Source organism: Litoreibacter ponti, from assembly GCF_003054285.1.
Lineage (GTDB): Bacteria > Pseudomonadota > Alphaproteobacteria > Rhodobacterales > Rhodobacteraceae > Litoreibacter > Litoreibacter ponti.
Window position 1 is genome coordinate 2,502,797 of sequence record NZ_QBKS01000001.1, and the last position, 24,456, is coordinate 2,527,252.

Annotated in this window: 23 protein-coding genes and 1 tRNA gene; 11 read left to right on the top strand and 13 right to left on the bottom strand. The window is 59.6% G+C overall.

The window, feature by feature from the left end; translation table 11 throughout:
• Nucleotides 1–75 precede the first annotated feature (75 nt).
• Nucleotides 76–2,334, top strand: coding sequence for an NADP-dependent malic enzyme (locus tag C8N43_RS12705; RefSeq protein WP_107845953.1), 2,259 nt, complete (start codon nt 76–78; stop codon nt 2,332–2,334).
• A gap of 28 nt (nt 2,335–2,362) precedes the next feature.
• Here C8N43_RS12705 and dnaJ read toward each other — a convergent pair whose 3' ends face one another.
• Nucleotides 2,363–3,502 (bottom strand): molecular chaperone DnaJ, encoded by a 1,140-nt coding sequence (gene dnaJ, locus C8N43_RS12710; RefSeq protein WP_107845954.1) that lies wholly within the window; start codon nt 3,500–3,502, stop codon nt 2,363–2,365.
• An 88-nt stretch (nt 3,503–3,590) separates the two neighbouring features.
• Entirely contained in the window at nt 3,591–5,513 is a 1,923-nt protein-coding gene (gene dnaK, locus C8N43_RS12715) for a molecular chaperone DnaK (protein WP_107845955.1), read from the bottom strand.
• A gap of 257 nt (nt 5,514–5,770) precedes the next feature.
• On the opposite strand from dnaK, the gene C8N43_RS12720 reads away from it, so the two are divergent.
• The gene (locus C8N43_RS12720; RefSeq protein WP_107845956.1) at nt 5,771–6,346 is read left to right on the top strand and encodes an alpha-ketoglutarate-dependent dioxygenase AlkB family protein; all 576 of its coding nucleotides are present in this window, start codon (nt 5,771–5,773) and stop codon (nt 6,344–6,346) included.
• Here the strand turns inward: C8N43_RS12720 and C8N43_RS12725 are convergent.
• The gene (locus C8N43_RS12725) at nt 6,343–7,164 is read right to left on the bottom strand and encodes an ABC transporter permease (protein WP_107845957.1); all 822 of its coding nucleotides are present in this window, start codon (nt 7,162–7,164) and stop codon (nt 6,343–6,345) included. The two genes, C8N43_RS12720 and C8N43_RS12725, sit on opposite strands and share 4 nt — an antisense overlap.
• Before the next feature lie 130 nt (nt 7,165–7,294).
• Here C8N43_RS12725 and cysQ point away from each other — a divergent pair, with 130 nt between their 5' ends.
• The 8 genes from cysQ (at nt 7,295) to C8N43_RS12765 (ending at nt 16,506) form a co-directional block, all read left to right on the top strand.
• Nucleotides 7,295–8,092: a 3'(2'),5'-bisphosphate nucleotidase CysQ gene (gene cysQ, locus C8N43_RS12730; protein WP_107845958.1), complete on the top strand. Its 798-nt coding sequence runs from the start codon at nt 7,295–7,297 to the stop codon at nt 8,090–8,092.
• Nucleotides 8,092–8,892 (top strand): 3-deoxy-manno-octulosonate cytidylyltransferase, encoded by an 801-nt coding sequence (locus C8N43_RS12735; protein ID WP_107845959.1) that lies wholly within the window; start codon nt 8,092–8,094, stop codon nt 8,890–8,892. Before cysQ ends, C8N43_RS12735 begins: the two co-directional genes overlap by 1 nt.
• The gene (locus tag C8N43_RS12740) at nt 8,889–10,073 is read left to right on the top strand and encodes a glycosyltransferase family 2 protein (RefSeq protein ID WP_158269976.1); all 1,185 of its coding nucleotides are present in this window, start codon (nt 8,889–8,891) and stop codon (nt 10,071–10,073) included. Before C8N43_RS12735 ends, C8N43_RS12740 begins: the two co-directional genes overlap by 4 nt.
• Before the next feature lie 133 nt (nt 10,074–10,206).
• On the top strand, nt 10,207–11,100 hold the full coding sequence (galU, locus tag C8N43_RS12745; RefSeq protein WP_107845961.1) for a UTP--glucose-1-phosphate uridylyltransferase GalU: 894 nt from the start codon (nt 10,207–10,209) through the stop codon (nt 11,098–11,100).
• 62 nt (nt 11,101–11,162) lie between these two features.
• A complete protein-coding gene (locus C8N43_RS12750; RefSeq protein WP_158269977.1) occupies nt 11,163–12,344 on the top strand; it encodes a glycosyltransferase family 4 protein in 1,182 nt (393 codons plus the stop codon).
• A gap of 29 nt (nt 12,345–12,373) precedes the next feature.
• Complete coding sequence (locus C8N43_RS12755; protein WP_107845963.1) at nt 12,374–13,384, top strand: glycosyltransferase family 2 protein; 1,011 nt, start codon at nt 12,374–12,376, stop codon at nt 13,382–13,384.
• Nucleotides 13,381–15,075, top strand: a complete 1,695-nt coding sequence (locus C8N43_RS12760; RefSeq protein WP_107845964.1) for a DUF5927 domain-containing protein — start codon at nt 13,381–13,383, stop codon at nt 15,073–15,075. The genes C8N43_RS12755 and C8N43_RS12760 overlap by 4 nt, the downstream gene beginning before the upstream one ends.
• Nucleotides 15,076–16,506, top strand: coding sequence for a BTB/POZ domain-containing protein (locus C8N43_RS12765; RefSeq protein ID WP_107845965.1), 1,431 nt, complete (start codon nt 15,076–15,078; stop codon nt 16,504–16,506).
• Here C8N43_RS12765 and C8N43_RS12770 read toward each other — a convergent pair.
• The 9 genes from C8N43_RS12770 to C8N43_RS12810 form a co-directional block, all read right to left on the bottom strand.
• The gene (locus C8N43_RS12770) at nt 16,503–16,967 is read right to left on the bottom strand and encodes a PTS sugar transporter subunit IIA (RefSeq protein WP_107845966.1); all 465 of its coding nucleotides are present in this window, start codon (nt 16,965–16,967) and stop codon (nt 16,503–16,505) included. The genes C8N43_RS12765 and C8N43_RS12770 overlap by 4 nt on opposite strands.
• A gap of 33 nt (nt 16,968–17,000) precedes the next feature.
• Nucleotides 17,001–17,573 (bottom strand): ribosome hibernation-promoting factor, HPF/YfiA family, encoded by a 573-nt coding sequence (gene hpf / locus C8N43_RS12775; protein WP_107845967.1) that lies wholly within the window; start codon nt 17,571–17,573, stop codon nt 17,001–17,003.
• 214 nt (nt 17,574–17,787) lie between these two features.
• Nucleotides 17,788–18,549: an LPS export ABC transporter ATP-binding protein gene (gene lptB / locus C8N43_RS12780; RefSeq protein ID WP_107845968.1), complete on the bottom strand. Its 762-nt coding sequence runs from the start codon at nt 18,547–18,549 to the stop codon at nt 17,788–17,790.
• Nucleotides 18,549–19,049 (bottom strand): lipopolysaccharide transport periplasmic protein LptA, encoded by a 501-nt coding sequence (gene lptA / locus C8N43_RS12785; protein ID WP_107845969.1) that lies wholly within the window; start codon nt 19,047–19,049, stop codon nt 18,549–18,551. Before lptA ends, lptB begins: the two co-directional genes overlap by 1 nt.
• A 9-nt stretch (nt 19,050–19,058) precedes the next feature.
• Nucleotides 19,059–19,661, bottom strand: coding sequence for an LPS export ABC transporter periplasmic protein LptC (gene lptC / locus C8N43_RS12790; protein WP_158269978.1), 603 nt, complete (start codon nt 19,659–19,661; stop codon nt 19,059–19,061).
• Nucleotides 19,662–19,665: 4 nt separating this feature from the next.
• Nucleotides 19,666–20,637, bottom strand: coding sequence for a KpsF/GutQ family sugar-phosphate isomerase (locus C8N43_RS12795; RefSeq protein ID WP_107845971.1), 972 nt, complete (start codon nt 20,635–20,637; stop codon nt 19,666–19,668).
• A gap of 9 nt (nt 20,638–20,646) precedes the next feature.
• Nucleotides 20,647–21,258 (bottom strand): ribonuclease D, encoded by a 612-nt coding sequence (locus C8N43_RS12800; RefSeq protein ID WP_107845972.1) that lies wholly within the window; start codon nt 21,256–21,258, stop codon nt 20,647–20,649.
• 65 nt (nt 21,259–21,323) lie between these two features.
• Nucleotides 21,324–22,370 (bottom strand): 3-carboxy-cis,cis-muconate cycloisomerase, encoded by a 1,047-nt coding sequence (locus C8N43_RS12805; RefSeq protein WP_245912991.1) that lies wholly within the window; start codon nt 22,368–22,370, stop codon nt 21,324–21,326.
• A 38-nt stretch (nt 22,371–22,408) separates the two neighbouring features.
• Nucleotides 22,409–22,494: transfer RNA gene (locus tag C8N43_RS12810), tRNA-Leu, on the bottom strand.
• Nucleotides 22,495–22,663: 169 nt separating this feature from the next.
• Here C8N43_RS12810 and C8N43_RS12815 point away from each other — a divergent pair.
• Nucleotides 22,664–23,653, top strand: a complete 990-nt coding sequence (locus C8N43_RS12815) for a complex I NDUFA9 subunit family protein (protein WP_107845973.1) — start codon at nt 22,664–22,666, stop codon at nt 23,651–23,653.
• Here C8N43_RS12815 and C8N43_RS12820 read toward each other — a convergent pair.
• Entirely contained in the window at nt 23,644–24,447 is an 804-nt protein-coding gene (locus tag C8N43_RS12820; RefSeq protein ID WP_107845974.1) for an undecaprenyl-diphosphate phosphatase, read from the bottom strand. The genes C8N43_RS12815 and C8N43_RS12820 overlap by 10 nt on opposite strands.
• Nucleotides 24,448–24,456: the final 9 nt, after the last annotated feature.

A 24,456-nucleotide genomic window follows, 5' to 3' on the forward strand; every position in this document is an offset into this window, starting at 1 on the left:
AGCGAAAACCCGTCCTTGTTGTCCGTATCGCGAAGCCTCGCTATCAATAGCGACGCACCCAAGGAAAGACCCCTCATGTCTAAGAAAACCCGCGTCACCGATGAAGAGGCGCTGAGCTACCACCTCGAGCCGACACCAGGAAAGCTGGAGATCATCGCCTCAACCCCGATGGCGACCCAACGCGACCTGAGCCTTGCCTATTCGCCCGGCGTCGCCGTCCCGGTGGAAGCAATCGCAGCCAACCCGGAGACCGCATATGATTACACCACCAAGGGCAACATGGTGGCAGTGATCTCCAACGGGTCGGCAATTCTGGGGCTCGGAAATCTGGGGGCGTTGGCATCCAAGCCCGTGATGGAGGGCAAATCCGTCCTCTTCAAACGCTTCGCGGATGTGAACTCGATCGACCTAGAGCTTGATACCGAAGATGCGGATGCGTTCGTGAACGCCGTGCGCCTGATGGGTCCGTCTTTCGGCGGCATAAATCTGGAAGACATCAAGGCGCCGGAATGCTTCATGATCGAGCAGCGCCTGCGTGAAGAGATGGATATCCCCGTCTTCCACGACGACCAGCACGGAACTGCGGTGATCTGCGCCGCCGGTCTGCTGAATGCGTTGCACCTGACCGGCAAGAAAATCGAAGATTGCAAGATCGTGCTGAACGGTGCTGGGGCAGCGGGGATTGCCTGCGTCGAACTGATCAAGGCGATGGGGGCAAAGCACAACAATTGCATCGCGTGCGACACAAAGGGCGTGATTTACCAAGGGCGTACCGAGGGGATGAACCAGTGGAAGTCGGCCCATGCGGCGAAGACCACGGACCGGACGTTGGAAGACGCGATGCGTGGGGCTGATGTGTTCCTCGGTGTGTCGGCCAAGGGGGCGGTAACTCAGGACATGGTGAAATCCATGGCGGACAATCCGGTGATCTTCGCTATGGCCAACCCGGACCCCGAAATCACGCCAGAGGATGCGCATGATGTGCGCCCGGATGCGATCGTGGCGACGGGTCGTTCTGATTACCCCAATCAAATCAACAACGTGCTGTGTTTCCCCTACCTGTTCCGCGGTGCCTTGGATATCCGCGCCCGTACCATCAATGACGCCATGAAAATCGCCTGCGCCGAGGCCTTGGCGAAGCTTGCGCGTGAAGACGTGCCCGACGAAGTTGCGATGGCCTATGGGCGCAAACTGACCTTTGGCCGCGACTACATCATTCCGACGCCCTTCGATCCCCGACTGATCCATACGATTCCGCCTGCCGTTGCGAAAGCGGGTATCGACACTGCCGTGTCCCGCAAGCCAATCGTCGATTTCGATGGCTATGTGGCGACGTTGAAAGCGCGTCTCGATCCGACGGCTTCCATGCTGCAGGGCCTGCACAACCGAGCGCGATCCCGCAACGCACGCATGATTTTCGCCGAAGGAGACGACATTCGCGTGCTGCGCGCAGCCGTCTCTTATCAGCGTTCCGGTTTTGGGCAATCGCTGGTCGTCGGTCGCGAAGACGATGTGAAAGAAAAGCTGGCTGGCGCTGGGTTAGAGGATGCGTTTCGCGAGTTGACCATCGTAAATGCCCGGAATTCCGAGCATCTCGATGAGTACAAATCCTTTCTCTACGAGCGCCTGCAGCGCAGGGGCTACGACGCGCAGGACGTGCACCGCCTCGCCGCGCGGGACCGGCACGTTTTTTCGGCTCTGATGCTGGCCAAGGGGCATGGCGATGGCTTGATCACTGGCGCGACGCGGAAATCTGCGCATGTTCTGGGATTGCTCAACCATGCCTTGGACGTCTCGGTCGAGGATGGTGCGGTTGGCGTCACGGCCCTATTGCGCAATGGCCGTATTGTCTTGATTGCAGATACGCTGGTTCACGAATGGCCCGATGAGACCGATCTTGCCAACATCGCCGAGCGCGGTGCTGCAACTGCGCGCTCTCTTGGTCTAGAGCCTCGGGTCGCATTCGTCAGCTTTTCGACCTTTGGCTATCCGGTCAGCGAACGTGCAGAAAAGATGCATATCGCGCCAAAGGTGCTCGACGCGCGCGGCGTGGATTTTGAATATGATGGCGAGATGAACGTGGATGTAGCCATGAACCCGGATGTGATGGCGCAATACCCGTTCTGCCGTCTGTCGGGCCCGGCGAACGTCTTGGTGGTGCCCGCACGCCATTCGGCGTCCATCTCGGTTAAGCTGATGCAGGAGATGGGCGGCGCGACGGTTATCGGTCCGATCCTGAGCGGCGTGGATCAGCCCGTTCAGATCTGCTCAACCACGTCCACTGCAAATGACATCTTGAATATGGCCGTTATGGCCGCCTGCAAGGTTGGATAAAAAAGCGCCCCGAGTTGGGGCGCCTTTGTCAGCCTTTCATATCTTCCCAGAAGGATTTCACCTTCGAGAAGAACTTGGACAGCTGCGGGTTGTTCTCTTCGCTGAGCTTTTCGAACTCGCGCAGCAACTCCTTCTGTTTGGATGTCAGGTTAACGGGAGTTTCCACGGCCAACTCGATGAACATATCGCCGGTCCCTGCCCCGCGCAGCGCGGGCATTCCCTTGGCACGCAGTCGCATCTGACGGCCCGACTGGCTGCCTTCAGGAACCTTCACCCGGGAACGGCCGCCATCAATAGTCGGCACTTCAACATCGCCACCGATGGCAGCGGTCGTCATGGAGACGGGCACCCTGCAAAACAGATCAATGCCTTCGCGCTGGAACAACGCGTGTTCCGTCACCTCGATGAAGATATAAAGATCGCCCGCAGGCCCACCGCGAAGCCCCGCCTCGCCCTCGCCTGACAGGCGGATGCGGGTGCCGGTCTCAACGCCCGCGGGGATGTTAACGCTGAGCGAGCGGTCTTTTTCTTCCCGCCCCGATCCACCACATGTGCGACACGGGTTTTTGATGATTTGACCGATGCCCGAACAGGTTGGGCACGTACGCTCGACCGTAAAGAAGCCCTGCTGCGCGCGAACTTTGCCCATGCCGGAACAGGTCGGACAGGTCTGCGGCTCTGCCCCACCTTCGGCACCGCTGCCCTCGCAGCTCGAGCACGAAATTGAAGTCGGCACGGTGATTGTTTTCTGCAGCCCCGCGTAGGCCTCTTCCAAAGATATCCGCAGGTTGTAGCGCAGGTCGGAGCCGCGAGACGCACGTCTTCCGCCGCCGCGCTGGCCGCCGCCACCCATAAAATCACCGAACAGATCTTCGAACACATCCGAGAACGCGGACGAGAAGTCGCCGCCACCGGGCCGTTGTCCGCCGCCGCCCATGCCGCCCTCAAAGGCTGCGTGACCGTAGCGATCGTAAGCCGCCTTCTTGTCGGCGTCTTTCAGCACTTCGTAGGCTTCGTTCGCTTCTTTGAATTGAGCTTCTGCGTTCGGATTGTCCGAATTGCGGTCTGGGTGGAGTTCTTTTGCCTTCTTGCGATAGGCCTTTTTGATCTCGTCTGCCGAGGCGCCTTTGGCAACACCCAAAGTCTCGTAATAGTCCCGTTTTGCCATGGATCAGCCTTCCCAAGCTTGAACCCCTGAAACGCATAGACCGGCCCGGGTTGCGGGCCGGTCTGATTGGGTTCAGGTGCTGCGCACTTTACGCGCGCTTGTCGTCGTCCAGATCTTCGAAGTCAGCGTCCACGATGTCTTCGTCAACGCCACGCATCTCGTCATCTGCATCGTCCGACGGCTCGGCCGAGGCGGCCTCGTCCTGCTGCGACTTGTAGATCGCTTCGCCAAGCTTCATGGCAGCGTCGGTCAGGTTTTGGATGCCACCTTTGATCTTTCCGGCATCCTCGGTTTCCATCGTCTCTTCGAGAGCTTTGAGCGCCAGCTCAATTGCCTCGACGGTGGAGCCATCAACCTTGTCGCCATGCTCTTCAAGCGACTTCTTGGTGCCGTGGATCAGGCTTTCGGCCTGGTTCTTGGCTTCGACCAGCTCGCGGCGCTCGGCGTCTGCATCGGCGTTGGCCTCTGCATCCTTGACCATTTGTTCGATATCTTCGTCGGACAGACCGCCGGAGGCTTGGATGGTGATCTTCTGCTCCTTGCCGGTGCCTTTGTCCTTGGCGCCGACTTCCACGATGCCGTTGGCATCAATGTCGAAAGTTACTTCGATCTGCGGCATGCCGCGGGGCGCGGGCGGGATGTCTTCCAGATTGAACTGGCCAAGGATCTTGTTATCGGCGGCCATTTCGCGCTCACCCTGGAACACGCGCAGGGTCACGGCGTTCTGGTTGTCTTCCGCGGTCGAGAAGATTTGCGACTTCTTGGTCGGGATCGTCGTGTTGCGGTCGATAAGACGTGTGAACACGCCACCCAAGGTCTCGATGCCTAGCGACAGCGGGGTCACGTCCAGCAGCACTACGTCTTTCACGTCGCCCTGAAGAACACCGGCCTGAATGGCGGCACCCATGGCAACGACCTCGTCCGGGTTCACGCCCTTGTTCGGCTCTTTGCCGAAGAACTTGGAGACCTCTTCGATGACCTTCGGCATACGGGTCATACCACCCACAAGCACGATCTCATCGATGTCGCTGGTGCTGAGACCTGCGTCTTTCAGCGCGGCCTGGCACGGCTTGATCGAAGATTTGATCAGGTCGCCCACAAGGCTTTCCAGCTTGGCGCGGGTCAGCTTCATGACCATGTGCAGCGGCTGGCCGCCTTTCGGGTCCATCGAAATGAACGGCTGGTTGATTTCGGTCTGCTGGCTCGAGGACAGCTCGATCTTCGCCTTCTCCGCCGCTTCCTTCAGACGCTGCAGTGCCATCTTGTCCTTGGTCAGGTCGACGCCGTTCTCTTTTTTGAACTCGTCGGCCAGGTAGGTCACGATGCGCATGTCGAAGTCTTCACCACCCAGGAACGTGTCGCCATTGGTGGATTTCACTTCAAACAGACCGTCGTCGATTTCCAGGATGGTCACGTCGAACGTACCGCCACCAAGGTCATAGACCGCGATGGTTTGTGTCTCTTTCTTGTCCAGACCGTAGGCCAGCGCGGCGGCGGTCGGCTCGTTGATGATACGCAGCACTTCAAGGCCCGCGATCTTGCCGGCGTCTTTCGTCGCCTGGCGCTGGGCGTCGTTGAAGTAGGCCGGAACGGTGATCACGGCTTGGGTGACGTCCTCGCCCAGGTAGCTCTCGGCGGTCTCTTTCATTTTTTGCAGGATGAACGCGGAGATCTGGCTGGGGCTGTACTTCTCGCCCTTGGCGCTGACCCATGCATCGCCATTGCCGCCATCGATCACGTCGAAGGGCAGGTTTTTCTTGTCTTTCGCGACATCCTTGTCGTCGAACCGGCGACCGATCAGGCGTTTCACGCCGAAGATCGTGTTGTCCGGATTGGTTACGGCCTGGCGTTTGGCGGCTTGGCCGACCAGACGCTCGTCATCCGTAAAGGCCACAATCGAGGGCGTGGTCCGTGCCCCTTCCGCGTTCTCGATCACGCGGGGTTGCGAGCCATCCATGATGGCCACGCAGGAGTTGGTAGTTCCAAGGTCGATACCGATGACTTTAGCCATAAGCGCAGGTCCTTTCTTAGCGGCGATAATTTGGAGCACAGACCCATGTCGGCTTCTGCACTCCGATCCCAAATTGACCGGGGGCATAGCCCCATCGGAGTTCGGAGCGTATATAGGGGTGGGTCCAGAGTGTCGCAAGGCGCTGCCCGGATTGAATCTCTCAAAAATGTCAGAATTGGTGTCTTGCGTGACGGAAGTTGGAAAATGAGCGGTGATGACGGCCATATTCCCCCAAATCTTGTGGTCCGGGGGTCAAAATTTTCGAAGGTTTTCTGGATCAGGCGGCGCAACGATCCCTGGTAGAGGACATCCGCCGCGTTGTTGCGCACGCGCCCTTGTTCACGCCGACGACCCCCAGCGGAAAGGCGATGACGGTGCGCATGACGTCCGCCGGGCGTGTTGGGTGGGTCACCGATCACAGCGGCTATCGCTACGAGCCTGCGCATCCGAACGGGACCGCGTGGCCCCCGATTCCGGATGCGGTCCTGGAGATCTGGCGCGCGGTGGGGTCGAAGGATCGTGATCCCGACAGCTGTTTGATCAATTTCTACGGCGAGGACGCCAAGATGGGTATGCATCAGGACCGGGACGAGGGCGACTTCTCTTGGCCGGTTGTGTCAGTGTCTTTGGGGGATGAAGCCCTTTTTCGGATCGGGAACACCACGCGGGGCGGGAAGACCGAAAGCCTGTGGCTGCGCTCCGGCGACGTGGTGGTGATGGGCGGCGAGGCACGCCTTGCCTACCATGGGGTGGATCGGGTCAAGCACGGCTCGTCTCTGCTTTTGCCGAAAGGCGGTCGGATCAACCTGACGCTGCGCGTCGTGGCGGATTAGCGACCCGCCCCCCAGCTGACCGAGACATGGCGGCGGGTATAAAACTCGCCCATCAACCCGATCATGATGAGGATTATCGTAACCGTCAGGGGATACTCCCACGACGAGAAATGTGGATTGTAGTTGATGAACGTAAAGCCGCGCGCCTGATCGATGCAGTGGAACAGCGGGTTCCAGTCAAAGAAGGCGATCACGTAGCTGGGCATAGCGTTGGCCACGAACATCTTGCCTGATGCGATCATGTTGGCCCGGCTGTAAATCGTGGACAAAAGCAACGAGATTTCCGGCAGCCAAGGCTTGAGCGCCAAGAATAGCATGCCGACCCCGACGCCCGACAGCCAAGCCAGCAGGAACATCGCGCCGGCCAGAACGGGCTCTTCGATGACAACCGGGTGCCATGCGACGTGCACGCCGAACAGGATCAGCAGCACCGACAGGGTTTGCAAGTAGAGGCAGGACAGCGCTGCGGACACGATGGAAATCGCCGTGTTCATCGGTGCGTGCTTCATCATGGCCGAGGTCGGACCCTCCGCGCCCATGACGGCGCTCATCGCCTTGTTATGGGTCAGAAAAAGGAAAATCCCAGACAACAGATACAAAATGAAATCGCCCCGGATCGCGGAGCCGCGCAGCCCGAGCACGACAAACATCAGGTAGAACGCCGCCACGAACACAACGGTCTGCATCATGTTCATCATCAGGCCAATGATGGCGTTGGAATGGTTCTTGCGCAGATGGCGCACCGTGCTGACATAGATCAGCTCCGCCAGGCCAAGGGCCGAGCGGAAATGGGTATTGCGTTCCTGCGTCTCAAACATCGCCACAAACCTGCTTTGCCGTGGGGCCGGTGCTCTGATCGCTGATATGCCAGAAAACTTGCCGATCCGTTACCGACGCAGCATAAGAAGATGAATACGGCAGATCAATGACACGGGCGGGAGAGCGGGCTTGGACTATAACAAACTGGCAACGGTGTTTCGCACCCTTGCGCTGGAGGCGGGCGACAAGATCATGGAGATCTACAACGCCGACGATTTCGAGGTCCGCTCGAAATCCGATGACAGCCCTGTCACGGCGGCTGATGAAGCGGCGGATGTCTTGATCTCGGCGGGCGTGCGCGCGGCGTTTCCCGACATTCTGCTCGTGACCGAAGAGCAAGCCGCAACTCATTCGGACACCGCGGGTACGTTCATCCTTGTCGACCCCTTGGATGGCACAAAAGAGTTCATCAAACGGCGTGGGGACTTCACGGTAAACATCGCGCTGGTAGAAAACGGCATTCCGACGCGCGGCGTTGTCTATGCGCCGGCGAAGGGGCGAATGTTTTTCACGGACGCACAAGGTGCGAGCGTCGAAGAGCAGGGTCCGTTTGACCGCGAGGAGCGGGGCGATACGACCCCACTTCGCGTGAAAGCTCCCAATAATGACGCGCTTGTGGTGGTGGCTTCCAAGTCGCACCGCGATCAGGCGACCGACGACTATATCGCAAAGTACAATACATCGGACATGACCGGCGCGGGATCGTCGCTGAAGTTCTGTCTCGTCGCGGCGGGTGAAGCGGATCTGTATCCGCGCCTTGGCAGGACGATGGAGTGGGATACCGCCGCCGGCCACGCTGTCCTGCGCGGCGCGGGCGGCGATGTGGTGCGCTTCGACGATCATTTGCCGCTAACCTATGGCAAGCCGATCTACGAAAACCCGTTCTTCATAGCCTACGCGCCCGGCGTCGATTTGAGGCCCGCGTAATGTCGGTCACGATCGTCATTCCCGCGCGCTACGCATCGAAGCGCTACCCGGGCAAACCGCTCGTTGAATTGACGGGCGCAACCGGCGAAGCGCGCAGTCTGATCGAGCGGTCCTGGCGCGCAGCAAAGGCGGTTTCGGGCGTAGATAGGGTCTATGTTGCCACTGACGATGATCGGATCAAAGCCGCGTCAGAGGCCTTCGGGGCGGAGGTCGTCATGACTTCTGAAGACTGCTTCAATGGCACCGAACGGTGCGCCGATGCCTTGCCGAAATTGCCCACAGAGCCGGAGATCGTGGTGAACCTGCAAGGCGACGCGCCACTCACCCCTGCGTGGTTTGTGGAGGACTTGATCGCGGGACTGCGCAGTGCGCCGGATGCAGCATGCGCAACCCCGGTCTTGCGCTGTGATGGCAAGGCATTGAACGGGTTCCTCGCGGACCGCAAAGCAGGGCGTGTCGGCGGCACGACCGCAGTGTTCGGGACCGATATGTCGGGGCTCTATTTCTCGAAAGAGGTGATCCCATTCACCTCCAAATCCTACGAAAATGACGCGCCCACTCCCGTGTTCCACCATGTCGGGGTCTACGCGTATCGCCCCGCAGCACTGCGCCAATACACCGATTGGGGTGTTGGCCCGCTCGAGGACTTGGAAGGATTGGAGCAGCTGCGTTTCCTTGAGAATGGCGCGAAGATCCTATGCGTCGAGGTCGAAGCACGCGGGCGTCAATTCTGGGAACTCAACAATCCCGAAGACGTCCCAAAACTGGAAGCGATGCTGTCGGAGATGGGCCATCCATGAGCGATGTTTCGGTCTCTGTGGTCATTGTGAGCCGCAATCGACCGGATGATCTGCGTAAGTGCCTTCGGGCGCTGAAATTTCAGACACTACGCCCGTTCGAAGTGGTTGTTGTCGGAAACACACGACCTCCCCAAGATGCCCAGATCAAATTCGTGGCCTTCGACGAGCCCAATATCTCTGCCGCACGCAACCTCGGGATCGAACAGTCGGCGGGTGAGATCATCGCTTTCATCGACGATGATGCGATTGCGGAGCCGACGTGGCTCACAAGACTTGTGGCCCCGTTGGATGATCCGAGCGTGTCGGCAAGCGGCGGGTTTGTACGAGGGCGCAACGGAATCAGTTTTCAATGGAAGGCAGAGACGATCGGGAAGGATGGAAGCTCCGAAGCCATTGAGGCTAGAGAGACGACCGTCTTCCGAGGAGACGAAACAGACGCGATCAAGCTGCAAGGCACCAACTGCGCATTCCGCCGCGAGCCGCTGGTCTCGATTGGCGGTTTCGACGAGAGTTTTCGCTTCTTTCTTGACGAGGCCGACGTCTGTTTGCGGCTTCACACCGAAGGCTATGCAGTCGCGGTCGTACCCGATGCAGAAGTTCAACACGGCTTTGCCGCGAGTGCGTTGCGCGGGAAGGATCGGCGGCCGACCTCGCTGTTCGAGATCGCGGCGAGCCATGCGTACTTCGTGAAGAAACATAACAACTCAGGTGAAATAGAGCCTTTACTGGGCGAACAGACTGTTCGGTTGAACCGCCTCCTGGAACAAGGCCTGCTTGAGCCGAAGGATTACCGAAAGCTGAAGCAAGAGCTTGATGCAGGCTTGCAGGATGGTAAGGCGCGCACTTCGCAGATCAGGGCGACGTGGTCTGAGCCTGGCGATTTCCTCCCTTACGTCGAGGGTACCCCGAAGGACCACGTCTATCTGAGCTGTCGAAGGTCAGATCGTGCCGTTACCTTTCAACAGGCTCGGGAATTGGGTGCATCCGGGGTCCCTGTGACGGTCTTGGTCTTGTCGCTCACATCGCTGTATCATCGCAGGTGGTTTCACGAAGATGGGTTCTGGGTGCAGACCGGGGGAATATTCGGAAAATCGACCCGTTCCGACCGTCTGTTTTCCCTATACTCCCGATCAAAACGGTCGGCGCGCGAGATTGAGATGCTGAAACAGATCAGAGATTAGGCAAGAGATCGCGAATATTTAACCTTTGGCGGCGATATCTGGCGTATCAGTCACACCTTTCTGGCCGCTCGGAAACAAGACGTAGTCACTGGCATCGCAAATGGTTAATGCTGGGACAAGCAAGAGGTACGGAATGAAGCGCAAAGTCACGAAAGCAGTCTTCCCGGTTGCGGGATTGGGCACGCGGTTTCTGCCAGCAACAAAGTCGATCCCGAAAGAGATCATGACGCTCGTCGATAAGCCATTGATCCAATACGCGATCGACGAAGCGCGCGCCGCAGGCATCAAGGAATTCATCTTCGTGACCTCCCGCGGGAAAGGCGCGCTGGAAGACTACTTTGATCACGCTCCAGAGCTGGAAACGAGCTTGCGCAAGAAGGGCAAGAAAGAGCTGCTTCAGACGCTCAAGAACACAAATATGGATAGTGGTGCGATTGCCTATATCCGCCAGCACAAGGCGCTTGGTCTGGGCCATGCCGTCTGGTGCGCGCGTCGATTGATCGGCAATGAGCCTTTCGCAGTTATCCTGCCTGACGATGTCATTGCAGCCGAAAAACCGTGCTTGCAACAGATGACAGAAGCCTACGCCGAAACGGGCGGGTGCATGGTCGCCGCGATGGAGGTGCCGCCCGAGAAGGCGTCGTCCTACGGTGTTCTGGACATCAAGGACGATATGGGCGCGATGGTGTCCGTCAACGGTATGGTCGAGAAGCCGGCGCCCGACGTTGCGCCCTCAAACCTCGCCGTTATCGGCCGGTATATCCTCACCCCGAAGGTGCTGAACAATCTCAACCAGATGAAGAAGGGCGCGGGCGGAGAAATTCAGCTCACCGACGCCATCGCGCGCGAGATCGAGGCGGATCGTGACGTCTACGGCTACCGCTTCCGCGGTCAGCGGTATGATTGCGGATCGAAGGCTGGGTATCTGCAAGCGACGGTGGCCTTCGGCCTGGCGCGTGACGAGTTGCAGGATGAGTTTGCCCAGTATCTGGACGAGATGGTCGCCCTTCGCAAAGCCGCCGAGTGACATGACCACCGATGCAAGGCGCTGGTACCAAACGGGCCGATACGAGCGATAGATCCTATCCAGTGCTTCTCGACATCACGCGGCTTACGTCTCGCGTGGGGCGCGGCGCGCTGACCGGTGTGGACCGGGTGGAAATGGCGTATCTGGATTGGTGTTTGAGCACTCATGGTCAGCTTCACGGTCTTGCGCGCATCGCCAGCGGCTATGCGCTATTGGATCGCAATGGACTTGCGCGGTTTACCGACCGACTGAAGGGGGCAGAGCCGTGGGGCAGGCGCGACGCCAGAGCCTTGGTCGGCGTAAAGACTCCGAAGCCCCGCGGTGCGGCGGAAAGTGATTTGCGGCGACTTGCGATTTCTTTGAGCAACAAGGCGCGCCTGCCAGATCTGCCGGATGCCTTATACCTCAACACGGGCCACTCGAACCTTCGGCGGATCACGCTCGAGGGTGTTCGGGCCCAGGGCCTCAGGACTGCGATTCTGGTTCATGACACGATCCCTTTGGATTTCCCGCAGTTCCAGCGCGACGGAAGCGCCGATGCATTTGCGCAGAAGCTACGTTTGTCCGTCCAGCACGCGGACCTTATCATCTCGAATTCCAAACAGACGAAGCAGAGGGTGAAGGCACACGCCAAAACATGGGGTGATTGCCCGCCGGTCACCGTCGCTCATCTGGGCCTTGATGCAAGAGAAAGGGTTGAGGTCAAAGCCAAGAATAGACCCTATTTCACTGCGATTGGAACGATCGAGCCCCGCAAGAACCACACACTGTTGCTTGATATTTGGGAGGATATGACCCCGGATGAGCGGCCGGACTTGCACTTCGTCGGCAAGCGCGGATGGAAAAACGAGGCGCTGTTTGCATGGCTTGATCAACTGAAATCGCAGCCATGGTTACATCTGCATGAAGACATGGACGACCCGGCGCTTACGCGGCACCTGTCCGGGGCACACGCGCTTCTGTTCCCGTCCTTCGCCGAAGGCTTCGGCCTTCCGTCACTTGAAGCGGCTCAGTTAGGGATCCCGGTGATCTGTGGCGATCTTGCCATCCACCGGGAGCTGCTGGGGGACTACCCCGTTTACGCAGACCTGGAAGACCGCTACTTTTGGAAAAAAACAATACTTGAGCAGGCAGCGCAGAGGCAAAAAGACCTCGTCCACGCACATATGGCCAAGAGACCGCATATTCCGACCTGGTCGGAGCATTTTGCTGCCGTTAACGCGGCGGTGATGAAGCTGGTCTAGGGTCCCCGCGTGGTCAAAGGTGACACAACATGGGCGCGTTGAAATCATACCGGCTCCGCCTTGAGCGGAAGCGATGGCGTTTGCGGGCCCTGCGCAAGCGGCGCGAATTGTCATCGGTCAAGAACCGCACCGCGCAGATTGGCAAGTCTGACATCCTGGTGTTTTGCACCTTGCGAAATGAAGCGGTGCGGCTGCCGTATTTCCTCAAGTACTACCGCGACATGGGCGCGGATCATTTCATCTTCGTCGATAATGGATCGGACGATGGCACGGTCGAATACCTATCTGCCCAGCCCGATGTGTCCGTATTTCGATCGGAAGAGAGCTACAAACGCTCCCGCTTCGGGGTGGATTGGCTGAACTGGCTGCAACGCAAATACGCTCACGGCCATTGGTGCCTGGTGGTGGATGTTGACGAATTTCTTGTCTACCCGTTCTGTGATACGCGTCCCATTCGGGCGCTGACCGACTGGCTTGATGCGTCGTCGGTGAAGTCGTTCGGAACCATGCTGCTCGATATGTATCCCAAGGGGCCCATCGATTCTGTCGCCTACCATGCGGGTGAGGACCCATTCGAGAAAGTGCATTGGTTCGACAGCGGGAACTACACGATCCAGCGCAATCCGAAATACGGCAACCTGTGGATTCAGGGCGGTCCGCGCGCCCGCGCGTTCTTTGCCGACAAGCCCGAGCGCGCGCCGGCGTTGAACAAGGTGCCGCTCGTGCGATGGGACCGCAGCTACACCTATGTCAGCTCGACCCACATGCTGCTGCCGCGCGGCTTGAACCTGGTTTATGACGAATGGGGTGGCGAAAAGACGTCAGGCTGTCTTTTACACGCCAAATTTCTCGACACCTTCACCTCGAAATCCGCCGAGGAGCTCAAGCGCAAGCAGCACTTCGCCAACAGCCACGAGTATAAGGCCTATCACAATGGGCTCGCATCCAACCCGGACCTGTGGTGCAAATGGTCGGAGAAATACATCAACTGGCGCCAGCTTGAGATCTTGGGGCTGATGTCGAAAGGCAACTGGGCATGAGCGTCGGCTTTGTCATGCTGGTCCACGAGGCGTTGGATCGCGCCGCGCAGACCGCGAGGCATTTTGCCGAACATGGCAAGCCGGTTGTGATTCATGTCGATCAGCGCGTCGATCAGCAGACCTATGTCTATTTTACCGGAAAACTGGCCGATCTGGACAATGTGAAATTCTCAGAGCGTCACCTGTGCGAATGGGGAAACTGGTCCATCGTTGCCGCAACGCAGTCGGCCTGCGAGCTGATGTTGCAGAGTTTTACCGAGGTCACGCATGTCTTTCTCGCCAGCGGGTCGTGCATGCCGCTTCGCCCGATGGAAGAGCTGCAGGGTTATCTCGACAGTCGACCGAAGACCGATTTCATCGAATCTGTGACGACGGACGAGGTTGACTGGACCGTGGGCGGTCTGGATCAGGAACGCTTCACTTTGCGGTTTCCATTCTCGTGGAAACGCCAGAGGCGGCTGTTCGATCGCTACGTTGATATTCAACGGCGCTTGAAGTTCAAGCGGCGCATCCCGGACGGGATCGTACCGCATCTGGGCTCGCAATGGTGGTGCCTGACGCGACAGACACTGTCGGCCATTCTGCAAGACCCTCGCCGCGATGAATATGATCGCTATTTCAAACGTGTCTGGATTCCGGATGAGAGCTATTTTCAGACTCTGTCGCGGCTGTATTCAACGCATGTCGAGAGCCGCTCATTGACGCTGTCGAAGTTTGATTTTCAAGGCAAGCCGCACGTGTTCTACGACGATCACTTGCAGCTGCTACGCCGCTCGGACTGTTTTGTCGCGCGCAAAATCTGGCCCCGGGCGGAGCGGCTGTATCGCGAATTTCTGGCCCCCGCCAGCCGCGCACTTGTTATGGCAGAGCCGAACCCGTTGAAGATCGACCGCCTGTTCAGCCGCGCGACGGAGCGGCGGACGCGCGGTCGTGCGGGGCTGTACATGCAGGGCCGCTACCCTAATGACGGTTGGGAAAACGGCAAGACGAGCGGGCGCTATTCCGTGTTCGAGGGCTTTACGGATCTATTCGAGGATTTCGAGGATTGGCTGGCGCGTCGCACGGGCAACCGGGTGCACGGGCATCTATTTGCCAAGGACAGGGTCGAATTTGCCGGCCGTGACCCGGTCTATAACGGGGCCTTGTCGGACAGCGCGAAGCTGCGGGACTACAACCCGGAAGCGTTCCTGACCAATCTGATCTGGAACACTCGAGGGGAGCATCAAAGCCTGCAATTCGGGCCTGCGGATCGACAGAAGATCTCCAAGTTCCTTGCGGCAGACCGAAATGCGCACATCTCGGTCATCTCCGGCGCGTGGGCCATTCCGCTATTTCACTCGAACCGCGACTTTGCCGACCTGCGAAAGGAGGCCGCCCATCTGCAACGGGTCGAAGCTGCCCATCTGGAAACCCTGCGCATGGGCAAGACCAAAGCGCGGGTCAGGATCTGGAGCTTGGCGGAGTTCATCGAGGACCCGATGGAGAACCTGCAGACAATACTCGACGAGATCGGCGGCTCAGCCCAGCGACGGCTGACCGAGGTTCCGACCCTGGCGGGGCTGAAAGGCTTTGGACAATTCCTCCAGAACCTGAAGAACCAGGGAATGAGCCCGCACCTTATGGGTGATTTTCCAGTGGTCGAGGATACCGGCGAGAAACCTCAGGGCCAGCGCCCGTATTTGGTGAAATAGATGAGTAGTGCGTTCGACTATTTCGTGGTGTTCGCCGAGATGCGGACCGGGTCCAATTTTCTGGAAGCAAGCCTGAACGCGTTCGACGACCTGACCTGCTATGGCGAGGCCTACAATCCGCATTTTGTCGGCCATCACAACAAGAGCGAGCTGTTCGGCGTTGACCTTGCCCAGCGCGAACTCTCTCCGCTGACCCTGATCGAGCGGATGAAGGAAAACACAGACGGCCTGCCGGGCTTCCGATTTTTCAATGACCACGATCCACGGGTCATGGCACATGTGCTTGCAGACCCCAAATGCGCGAAAATTGTCCTGACGCGGAACCCGCTGGAAAGCTATGTCTCTTTGAAAATCGCAGCGCTGACCGGTCAGTGGAAGCTGTCCGACATGAAGCAGCGGCGGGAGGCCAAGGCGACTTTTGAAAAGGACGAATTCATCTCACATCTCGAGGCGAAACAGGACTTCCAGCTTGATATCCTGAAGGCGTTGCAGATCTCTGGCCAGACTGCATTCTATGTCGCCTACGAGGATCTTGGCAACGTCGATGTGATTAACGGCATGGCCCGCTTTATTGGATCGTCTCATCAGATCGACGCCACGCCGAAATCGGTGAAGAAGCAGAACCCAAGCGAGCTGGAAGACAAGGTCACGAACTACAATGAAATGGTACAGGCGCTCTCCAGCATTGACCATTTCGCGCTTGCCCGCACACCAAATTTCGAGCCGCGCCGCGGGGCGGGGGTGCCCGGGTTCTATCTTGCCGCAACTTCACCACTTCTGTTCATACCTGTGGCCGCAGCGCCCAAGGCTTCGGTTTTAAAATGGATGGCGGCACTGGATGGCGTTACGCCCGAGGCATTGCAAACGAAGCTGTCACAAAAGCAGCTGCGGCAGTGGAAGAAGCAAAAACCGGGGCACCGCAGTTTCACCGTCTTGCGGCACCCTCTGGCGCGCGCCCATGATACGTTTTGCCGTCACGTGGTGCCGAAGCGGGATGACAAATTCTCCGATCCGCGCCGTGTCATGCGCAACAAATATGGGGTCGGTGTGCCCGGAAACGGTGATCTTGATGGCTACACCAAGCTGGACCACCGCGCGGCTTTCGCGGCCTTCCTGACTTTCTTGAAGGGTAATCTGGCGGGTCAGACGAGTATTCGCATCGATGCGGTCTGGGCCACGCAATCCGCGCTGCTTGAAGGGGCGTCATCGGTCGTCTTGCCGGATCTCGTGGTACGCGAGGATGACATCCAAGAGGAGCTCGCCACCCTGGCCGCAAACCTGTATCTGGCAGAGGTGGACATAGAGCCGGAAGACGAGCCGGGGCCGTTTTCACTGGCCGAGATCTACGATGAAGAGCTTGAGAAGCTGTGTCAGCAGACCTACCGCCGCGACTACATCAACTTCGGGTTTGCGTCCTGGTCGGGGACTTAGGCTGCCTGCGATTCTTCGCTTTCCGTCAGGATCGCATGTAGGGCTGCCGGTTTGGTATTGGCGCGCAATTTGGTGCAAATTTCTTCGCTACGCATCGTGCGTGATGCCAAGGCGAGTGCTTTGAGGTGATCCACCCCGGCCTGCTCCGGTGCGAAAAGTGCGAAGAACAGATCAACCGGCTGGCGGTCGGTGGCGTCGAAATCCAAGGGCCGCTCAAGACGCAAAAACACCGCCACCACCTTATCAAGGCAATCGAGCCGCGCATGCGGCAGAGCCACGCCGTGTCCAACACCGGTCGGACCAAGCGACTCGCGCTCAAGAAGCGCCTCCAGGGTTCGATCCGTCGGCATGTCATGCGCCACGGTGGCCAGTTCTGCGACCTCTTGGAAAAGGCGCTTCTTGCTGGTCACAGCAGAAACAGTCTTAACAGCCGACTGAGTCAGAATCTCTGAGATTTGCATGCTTGGCTCTCTGAATGCAGCCTTCGGTGGCCGTTACCCGCTGGAAGGATCGATCCAGCCAATGTTCCCATCGTCTCGTCTGTAGACGACGTTTACACCCTTGTTTCCCTCATTCCGAAACACCAAAACGGGTGCCCCGGCGATTTCCATTTGCATGACGGCCTCGCCAACTGAAAGCGATGGAATCTTGGTCTCCATCTCTGCAACGATCATGGGCTGCAGGCTCTCGGGTTCTGAGTCGTCCGTCTCTTCGCTTGAGGCGAGGATATACGAGGCGGCCCCGGAAAGTTCAACAGGCTGCGCGCGTTCCTTGTGGTGATCTTTCAGACGACGCTTATAGCGGCGCAATTGTTTCTCCATGCGCTCGGCGCATTGGTCGAGGGCCGCATAGATTTCGGCGCTGCGCCCGTGCGCCTGAGTGGTCAGACCAGTGCTGAGGTGTACCGTGGCCTCGCAAACGAATTCGTGGCCATCCTTGGAAAAGACCACATTGGCGTCGGTCGGGCGCTCCGCATATTTGTCAGTGATCACCCCGATCTCCGACTTCACATGGCTCTGAAGAGCCTCCCCAATGTCGATTTGCTTGCCGCTGATCTGATACCGCATGGCGTCTCCTTAACTTGTTTTTCTGGGGAATCCGGGCGCTTTGATCGGATCACCGCGCCGGGATTGGATTGAGGACTTGGCTCCGCCCGAAACACCGGGACGCCTGCTCGTATCGTCTGCGCGAGGCAACCGGGTTGCCATGGGCCTTGAGTCTCTCATTGACCCCATTTGGCGTCTTGAGAGGGGTCGCTGTCAACAAAAAGAGAAAGCCTGGTCAGGAAATTCGGAAGTTCTGACCGAGATAAACGCGGCGCACATTCTCGTCCTTGACGACTTCTTCGGTGGTGCCGCTCATCAGCACATGACCGTCGTGCAGAATGTAGGCGCGGTCCACGATTTCGAGGGTTTCCCTCACGTTATGATCAGTGATCAGCACCCCGATCCCGCGCTTTTTCAGGTCAGCCACCAGCCCGCGAATCTCGCCCACGGCGATTGGATCCACCCCCGCGAAGGGTTCGTCGAGCAGCAGGTATTTGGGATCAGCCGCCAAACAGCGCGCAATTTCGGCGCGGCGGCGCTCACCACCGGACAGCGACAGGGCAGGCGCGCGGCGCAGGTGCCCGATGGAAAACTCGTTGAGCAACTCATCAAGGCGCTCGCGCCGCTTCGTACGGTCGCTGATTGCGATCTCGAGGATAGCAAGGATGTTGTCCTCAACGCTCAGGCCCCGGAAGATCGACATCTCCTGCGGCAGATAGCCGATGCCCATCTTCGCCCGGCGATACATCGGCAGAAGGGTCACGTCGCGACCATCAATGCTGACGGTTCCAGCCTCGGGGGTCACGAGCCCTGCGATCGAGTAGAAACAGGTGGTCTTGCCAGAGCCGTTCGGCCCCAGCAGGGCCACGACCTCGCCCCGGGCGAGCTCTAGCGAGACATCGCGAATGACAGGCCGACGCTTGTAGTTCTTGCGCAAGCCGACAACCTTCAGCCCGGACGAGCCGTCCTGGACGCTCAGGGATGGCCCCTCAGCCATTAGTTATTGCCGCCGGTCTGGAAAATCGTTCTGACGCGGCCTTCCATCCGGCCGCTGCCCGTATTCAGGTCAACTGTCAGCTTCTCGCCCGACAAGGCATTAACCCCTTGGGTCAGCACGACATCGCCGGTCATGACGATTTCACCAGAGCCCACCGCATAGACGGCGCGTTGCGCTTCGGCGGCCTCGGCCCCGTTCACGAGAGTTACGCCGCCGGTCGCCACAAGTTGGTTGATCTGACCCGTCGCCTGTCCGTTCTGTGTCGCGTATTCGACCTGAACCCGCGCGGCGCTGAGGCGCATCTCGCCTTGCCCGGCCACGACATTGCCAGAGAACACGGCGGAGCCGGTGGCCTGATCGACAGTCAATTCATCGGCGGTGATTTCGACGGGGAGTGAGGCATCGTGCTGAAGCCCTCCGAAGGCGACGCTCGCGCCCTGTGCGAACGCTGAGCCGATCCCGAGCGCCAGAACCAGCGCAGCTGCGGTGAAAACCTTCATCGATACCCTCTACTCTTTGGGGTCATATATCAGCTTCACCCCGTTCTTGAAAACAAGAACCTGTGTGCCGTCTTGTCCTGTCAGCTCCATCGCGCCGGCCTCGATAATGCCCGGCGGACCTTTGCCGAAGACCTTGCCCGGGGCAGTAATGGCGCTGGTTTGCAGGTTTGTGGTCAGGGTTTCGGTTTCCAGCCTGTAGCCGTTGGATGTCCCGATCCGCACGTCACCATTCAGTTCCAACGTCTCTGTGTTGCCGTCGTAGCGGGCGCGCAGGGATGTAATGCCGTAGGACCGGCCATTGGGGCTTTCGATCCGGGCGACGACCTCCTCGATATTCATGCGTCGCGGGTCAGTGAGGTCGGGCACAGCGCTGGCCGCGTCCACGGTGATCGCGGTGCCATCGTCCGTTGCGCCAGAGAAGCGCGGCGAGGACAGAACCTGATCGCGGGCAATCTGCTCCACATCGATATCCGCAAACGGGATCGCGTCGGATGGATCGATCGTCCGGGAAAAGAGAAACAAGGTCGACAGAAGACCAAGCGCCGCCAGCGGAAAGATCACTTTTGCCCATTGCACGAAGCGAGAGTAGCGATTGTCGATCCGGCGCGCCACGGGGTCAGGCGACGCCTGCGCGCAGGCAGTCGTGAATATGCAGAATACCCAGTGGCGTACCGCCTTGGCCGCGTTCAGTGACGAACAGACAGGTAATCTTGCGCTCGTTCATAACGGCAACTGCCTGTTCGGCGAGCGCATCCGGCGCGATGGTCTGCGGGTTCGCGGTCATGACGTCTGCCGCGCTCATCTCGAGCAGCCCGTTCATATGCCGCCGCAAGTCGCCATCGGTGATGATCCCGGCGAGAGCACCTTCCTGCGAAGTGACCCCGACGACGCCAAAGCCCTTTTGACTGATCGCGATCAGGGCCTCTGACATGGGCGTCGCTTCGTCGATCACCGGCAGCTCCTCGCCGTCATGCATCAGGTCGGCCACCTTTGACAGGCGCGCACCCAGCTTGCCGCCGGGATGGAAGTCGCGGAAGTTTTCTGGCGTGAAGCGCCTATGTTCCATCATCGCGATGGCGAGCGCATCACCCAGCGCGAGGGTCATTGTGGTCGATGTCGTGGGCACGACGCCGGTATCGCAGGCTTCCTCCGCAGGCGGAAGGATCAGCGCGACGTCGGATTGCTTGATCAGGGTCGAGCCGGGGCGTCCCGCGACACCGATCATCGGAATGTTGAAGCGGCGGGTGTAGGCGATCACGTCCGCCAGTTCCGGCGTCTCGCCAGAGTTCGACAGGATCAGCGCCACGTCGCCTTGGGCCATCATGCCCAGATCGCCATGGCTCGCCTCCGCCGGATGCACGAAATGCGCGGGCGTACCTGTGGATGCCAAGGTTGCCGCGATCTTGCGCGCGATATGGCCTGACTTGCCCATACCGCAGACGATCACGCGGCCCTTGGCGTCCAGCATCAACTCGACGGCGCGGGCGAAGTTGTCGTCCAGCGCATCGGCCAGCATCGCCAAGGCAGCCGCTTCGCGCGAGATCACGCGGCGGCCGATCGCCAGAAAATCTGAAGGGTCGATGCTCATCTGACTTACTTAGTGCGAGAAGATGTCGATTTCAGGCCAGCCGGCCAAATCCAGCTGAGCGCGCATCGGTAGGAAGTCAAAACAGGCCTGCGCCATCTCCATACGGCCCTCGCGTTCCAGCATCCGGTCGAGCTCGGACTTCAGCTTGTGCAGATACAACACGTCCGAGGCCGCGTAATCATGCTGCGCCTTGGTCAGCTCGGGCGCGCCCCAGTCGCTGGATTGCTGCTGCTTGGAGACATCAACGCCCAGCAGCTCCTGCAACAGGTTCTTCAGGCCGTGGCGGTCGGTGTAGGTGCGAACCAGCTTGGACGCGATCTTGGTGCAATAGACGGGCGCGGTGAGCGCGCCAAACGCGTTGAGCATCGCGGCGATGTCGAAGCGGCCGAAATGAAAGAGCTTCAGGATCTCGGGGTCTTCGAGCAGTTTGCACAGGTTCGGCGCCTCCGTCTGGCCCTGCGCTATCTGCACCAGATGCGCATTGCCGTCGCCGCCCGACAGCTGCACGACGCATAGCCGGTCGCGATGCGGGTTCAGGCCCATCGTCTCGCAATCGATGGCCACTACCGGGCCAAGATCGAGGTCGTCGGGCAGATCGCCCTTATGCAGGAAGTTCGCCATTCTCTGGGCCCTTTCGCGATTACCCCCGCGCAATAGGGGGTTCGGCGCAATTATTCAATGACGGCTCACGCCGGTGCGCCCAGATCCTTAATGTCTTTCAAAAGCGACAGCGCCGTGTTCAGCCCCAGGCCAGTGGCCGCGATCATCTGCGGCAGCAGCATCCATTCAAGGGCCCACATCGCGCCGGAGCGTTCAAGCTCTGCCCGCAATGCGGTGTGCATCCCGGCGAGCTGTGTGGCGTTGAAGGTCGCGAGGGTGACCAGAAGCTCCGCCTTCACCGGATTCTTCTTATGCGCCATGGCAGAGGATGTGCCGCCGCCGGATAGGGAAATCTCGCGGCCCTGCAGCGCCATCATGGCGATGTCCTGACCCATCTTGCCCAGCGTGCCAGAGACAAGGGACAGCCAGCTCGCGTATTCCGCCAGCCCGTCGCGCATGCTGTGCCACGCCTTGGGAGGCAGCGGCAGGTCTAGCGTCGCGGCAAGCGCCTGTGCCACGCCGTCGGGCAGATCGCGCAATCCGACAGGTCCGCCGATCTGCAGGCGGATCAGTCGTGGGGTGAGTTCCGTTAAGCGGGTCTGATGGTCGTCGAACGGCATGCCCCAGGCGTCGATGCGGTCGCCCACAGTGATAGGCAGCGCATCCTGCATCCGGGTCACGCCCATCATAGTGTGGGTGCCGAATTGCGCGTGCAGCGCGCCAAGGGATTGACCGACCGCTTCGATGCGCTGGGACAAAAGGCTGTTCGCCTCCCGCAAAGCGAGCACAAGCGCGGTGTCCATCACGTCCTGTGACGTCAGGCCGGTGTGGATGGCGGCGTGCAATTCGGGGTCTGCGCGTTCTTTGATCTGGCGGATCAGGTCCGGAATGATAATCCCATCGACCCCGCTGGCGCGATGCAGCGCGTCGGTGAAAATCTGCGCGCTCTCGATGGCGGTGGCGGCTCGGGTGGCGATATCAGGGTTTACGGCATCGGATTGACCGAGCGCCTTTGTATAGGCCACCTCGATCTCGATGTAACGCGACAGGGTCTTTTCTTCGGACAGAATATCGCGCAGTTCGGGGTCTCCGAAGAGGCCGCCCATCAGGCTTTGATCGAATATCGAAATCACGTCGCTCGCCGTCCTGACTCTGCACAAGGAGGGGAGTTTGGTGCCCAGGAGAGGACTCGAACCTCCACGTCCATACGGACACCAGCACCTGAAGCTGGCGCGTCTACCATTCCGCCACCTGGGCACAGGTGTTGGTGGGCGGTGATTAGTTTGCAGCATTCTCGCTGTCAACGGGATTCGCGCGGCTTGCGTAAAATTGCCTTGGATCGGCGCGGAAGGGCGGCGAAATGCGCCTTGCTTGGGGGGAAGGGCGTCAGTAAACCTTGGGCCAGCCAGCCTTGAAGGGAAGTTACATGTCCAAGCTCGTCACCATCTACGGCGGATCAGGTTTCGTGGGCCGCTACATCGCGCGCCGCATGGCCAAGGAAGGCTGGCGCGTGCGGGTCGCCGTGCGCCGCCCGAACGAGGCGATCTTCGTGAAGCCCTACGGCGTCGTGGGCCAGGTCGAGCCGGTGCTGTGCAACATCCGCGATGACGCCTCGGTGGCGGCGGTGATGCAGGGAGCAGATGCAGTGGTGAACTGCGTCGGCATCCTGGCACCGCAAGGCAAGAACAAGTTTGACGCCGTGCAGCACGAAGGGGCCGAGCGGGTCGCGCGGCTGGCGTCTGAGGCCGGGATCACGCGGATGGTGCATATCTCTGCCATTGGCGCGGATGTCGAAAGCGAAAGCCAATATGCCAGCACCAAGGGCCTCGGCGAGGAAGGCGTGGTGGAGCATATGCCCAACGCCGTGATCCTGCGCCCGTCCATCGTCTTCGGGCCGGAGGATGATTTCTTCAATCGCTTCGCCTCCATGTCGCGTTTTGGACCGATCCTGCCGGTGGTTGGCGCGGACACGAAGTTCCAGCCAGTCTATGTCGACGACGTCGCGCGGGCCGCGGTCAAGGGCGTCACTGGCGAGGCCGCTGGTGGTATCTACGAGCTTGGCGGGCCCGATGTGGACACGTTCCGCGAGCTAATGCAGACCATGCTGGATATCGTCCGCCGGCGTCGGCTGATCGTGAACATTCCGTTCTTCATCGGACGGATCATGGGCACCTCTTTCGACGTGCTCAGCTTCATCAGTGGCGGGCTGATCAAGGGTCCTGTGACCCGCGATCAGGTGCGCAATCTGGCCGTGGACAATGTGGTGTCCGGCGAGACAAGAACCTTCGCTGATCTGGGTATCGAGCCGGTCGCGATGGAAGCGATCTTGCCGAGCTACTTGTGGCGCTTCCGGCCCTCTGGGCAGTACGACGCCATCAAGGAATCCGCGAGCAATCTGCGCGCCGATCACGAATAGGCGTAGACCAGTAGGACAATCCCGAGAATGACGCGGTAGATCACGTAAGGCGTGAAGCTGACGGATCTCAACAGGCGCATCATCAGCGTCAGCGCGAAGAGGGCCGAGATGAAGGCCAGCGTTGCGGCGAGGATGCTGTCGCGGGCGAGCTGCATATTGGCGTCGGCGATGACCTCGACCCCCAGCACAAGGCCGGAGACGATGATGGTCGGGATAGACATCAGCATTGCGAGCTTCGCCGCGTCCTCCCGCCCGTAGCCCAGATGGCGCGCGCCCGAGATCGTGGCGCCGGAGCGGGAGGTGCCGGGTATCAGCGCAATCGCCTGCCACAGACCCATGACGGCCGCGTCCTTTATGGACCAGCGTGCGGCGGTTTTCTCGACCGCGCCTTTCTGGTCCGTCCAGTAGAGCACGAGGCCAAAGATCAGCATCGTCCATCCAATCAGCGCGACCGAGCGCAGCATGTCGCCCAGACCGGTCACCATCAGGATCAGACCGAAGGCCATCACGGGCACCGTCGCGATCCCGAGGCACATAGCCAGCCATGCCCCTTGCGTGTCCACCTTGCCCTTCATTAGCCGCGTTGTGCCGTGGGCTGCGACTTTCACGTCGCTCCAGAAATAAAGGATCACGGCGAACAGCGTGCCGACATGCACGGCAACGTCGATCATCTGGCCCTGGTCCTGCATGCCGGTGAGACCCGGAAGCAAGATGAGATGGCCGGAGGAGGAGACAGGCAAAAACTCGGTCAGACCCTGGATCAACGCCACAAGGATCAGGTGGAACAGGGACATGAACTGCGG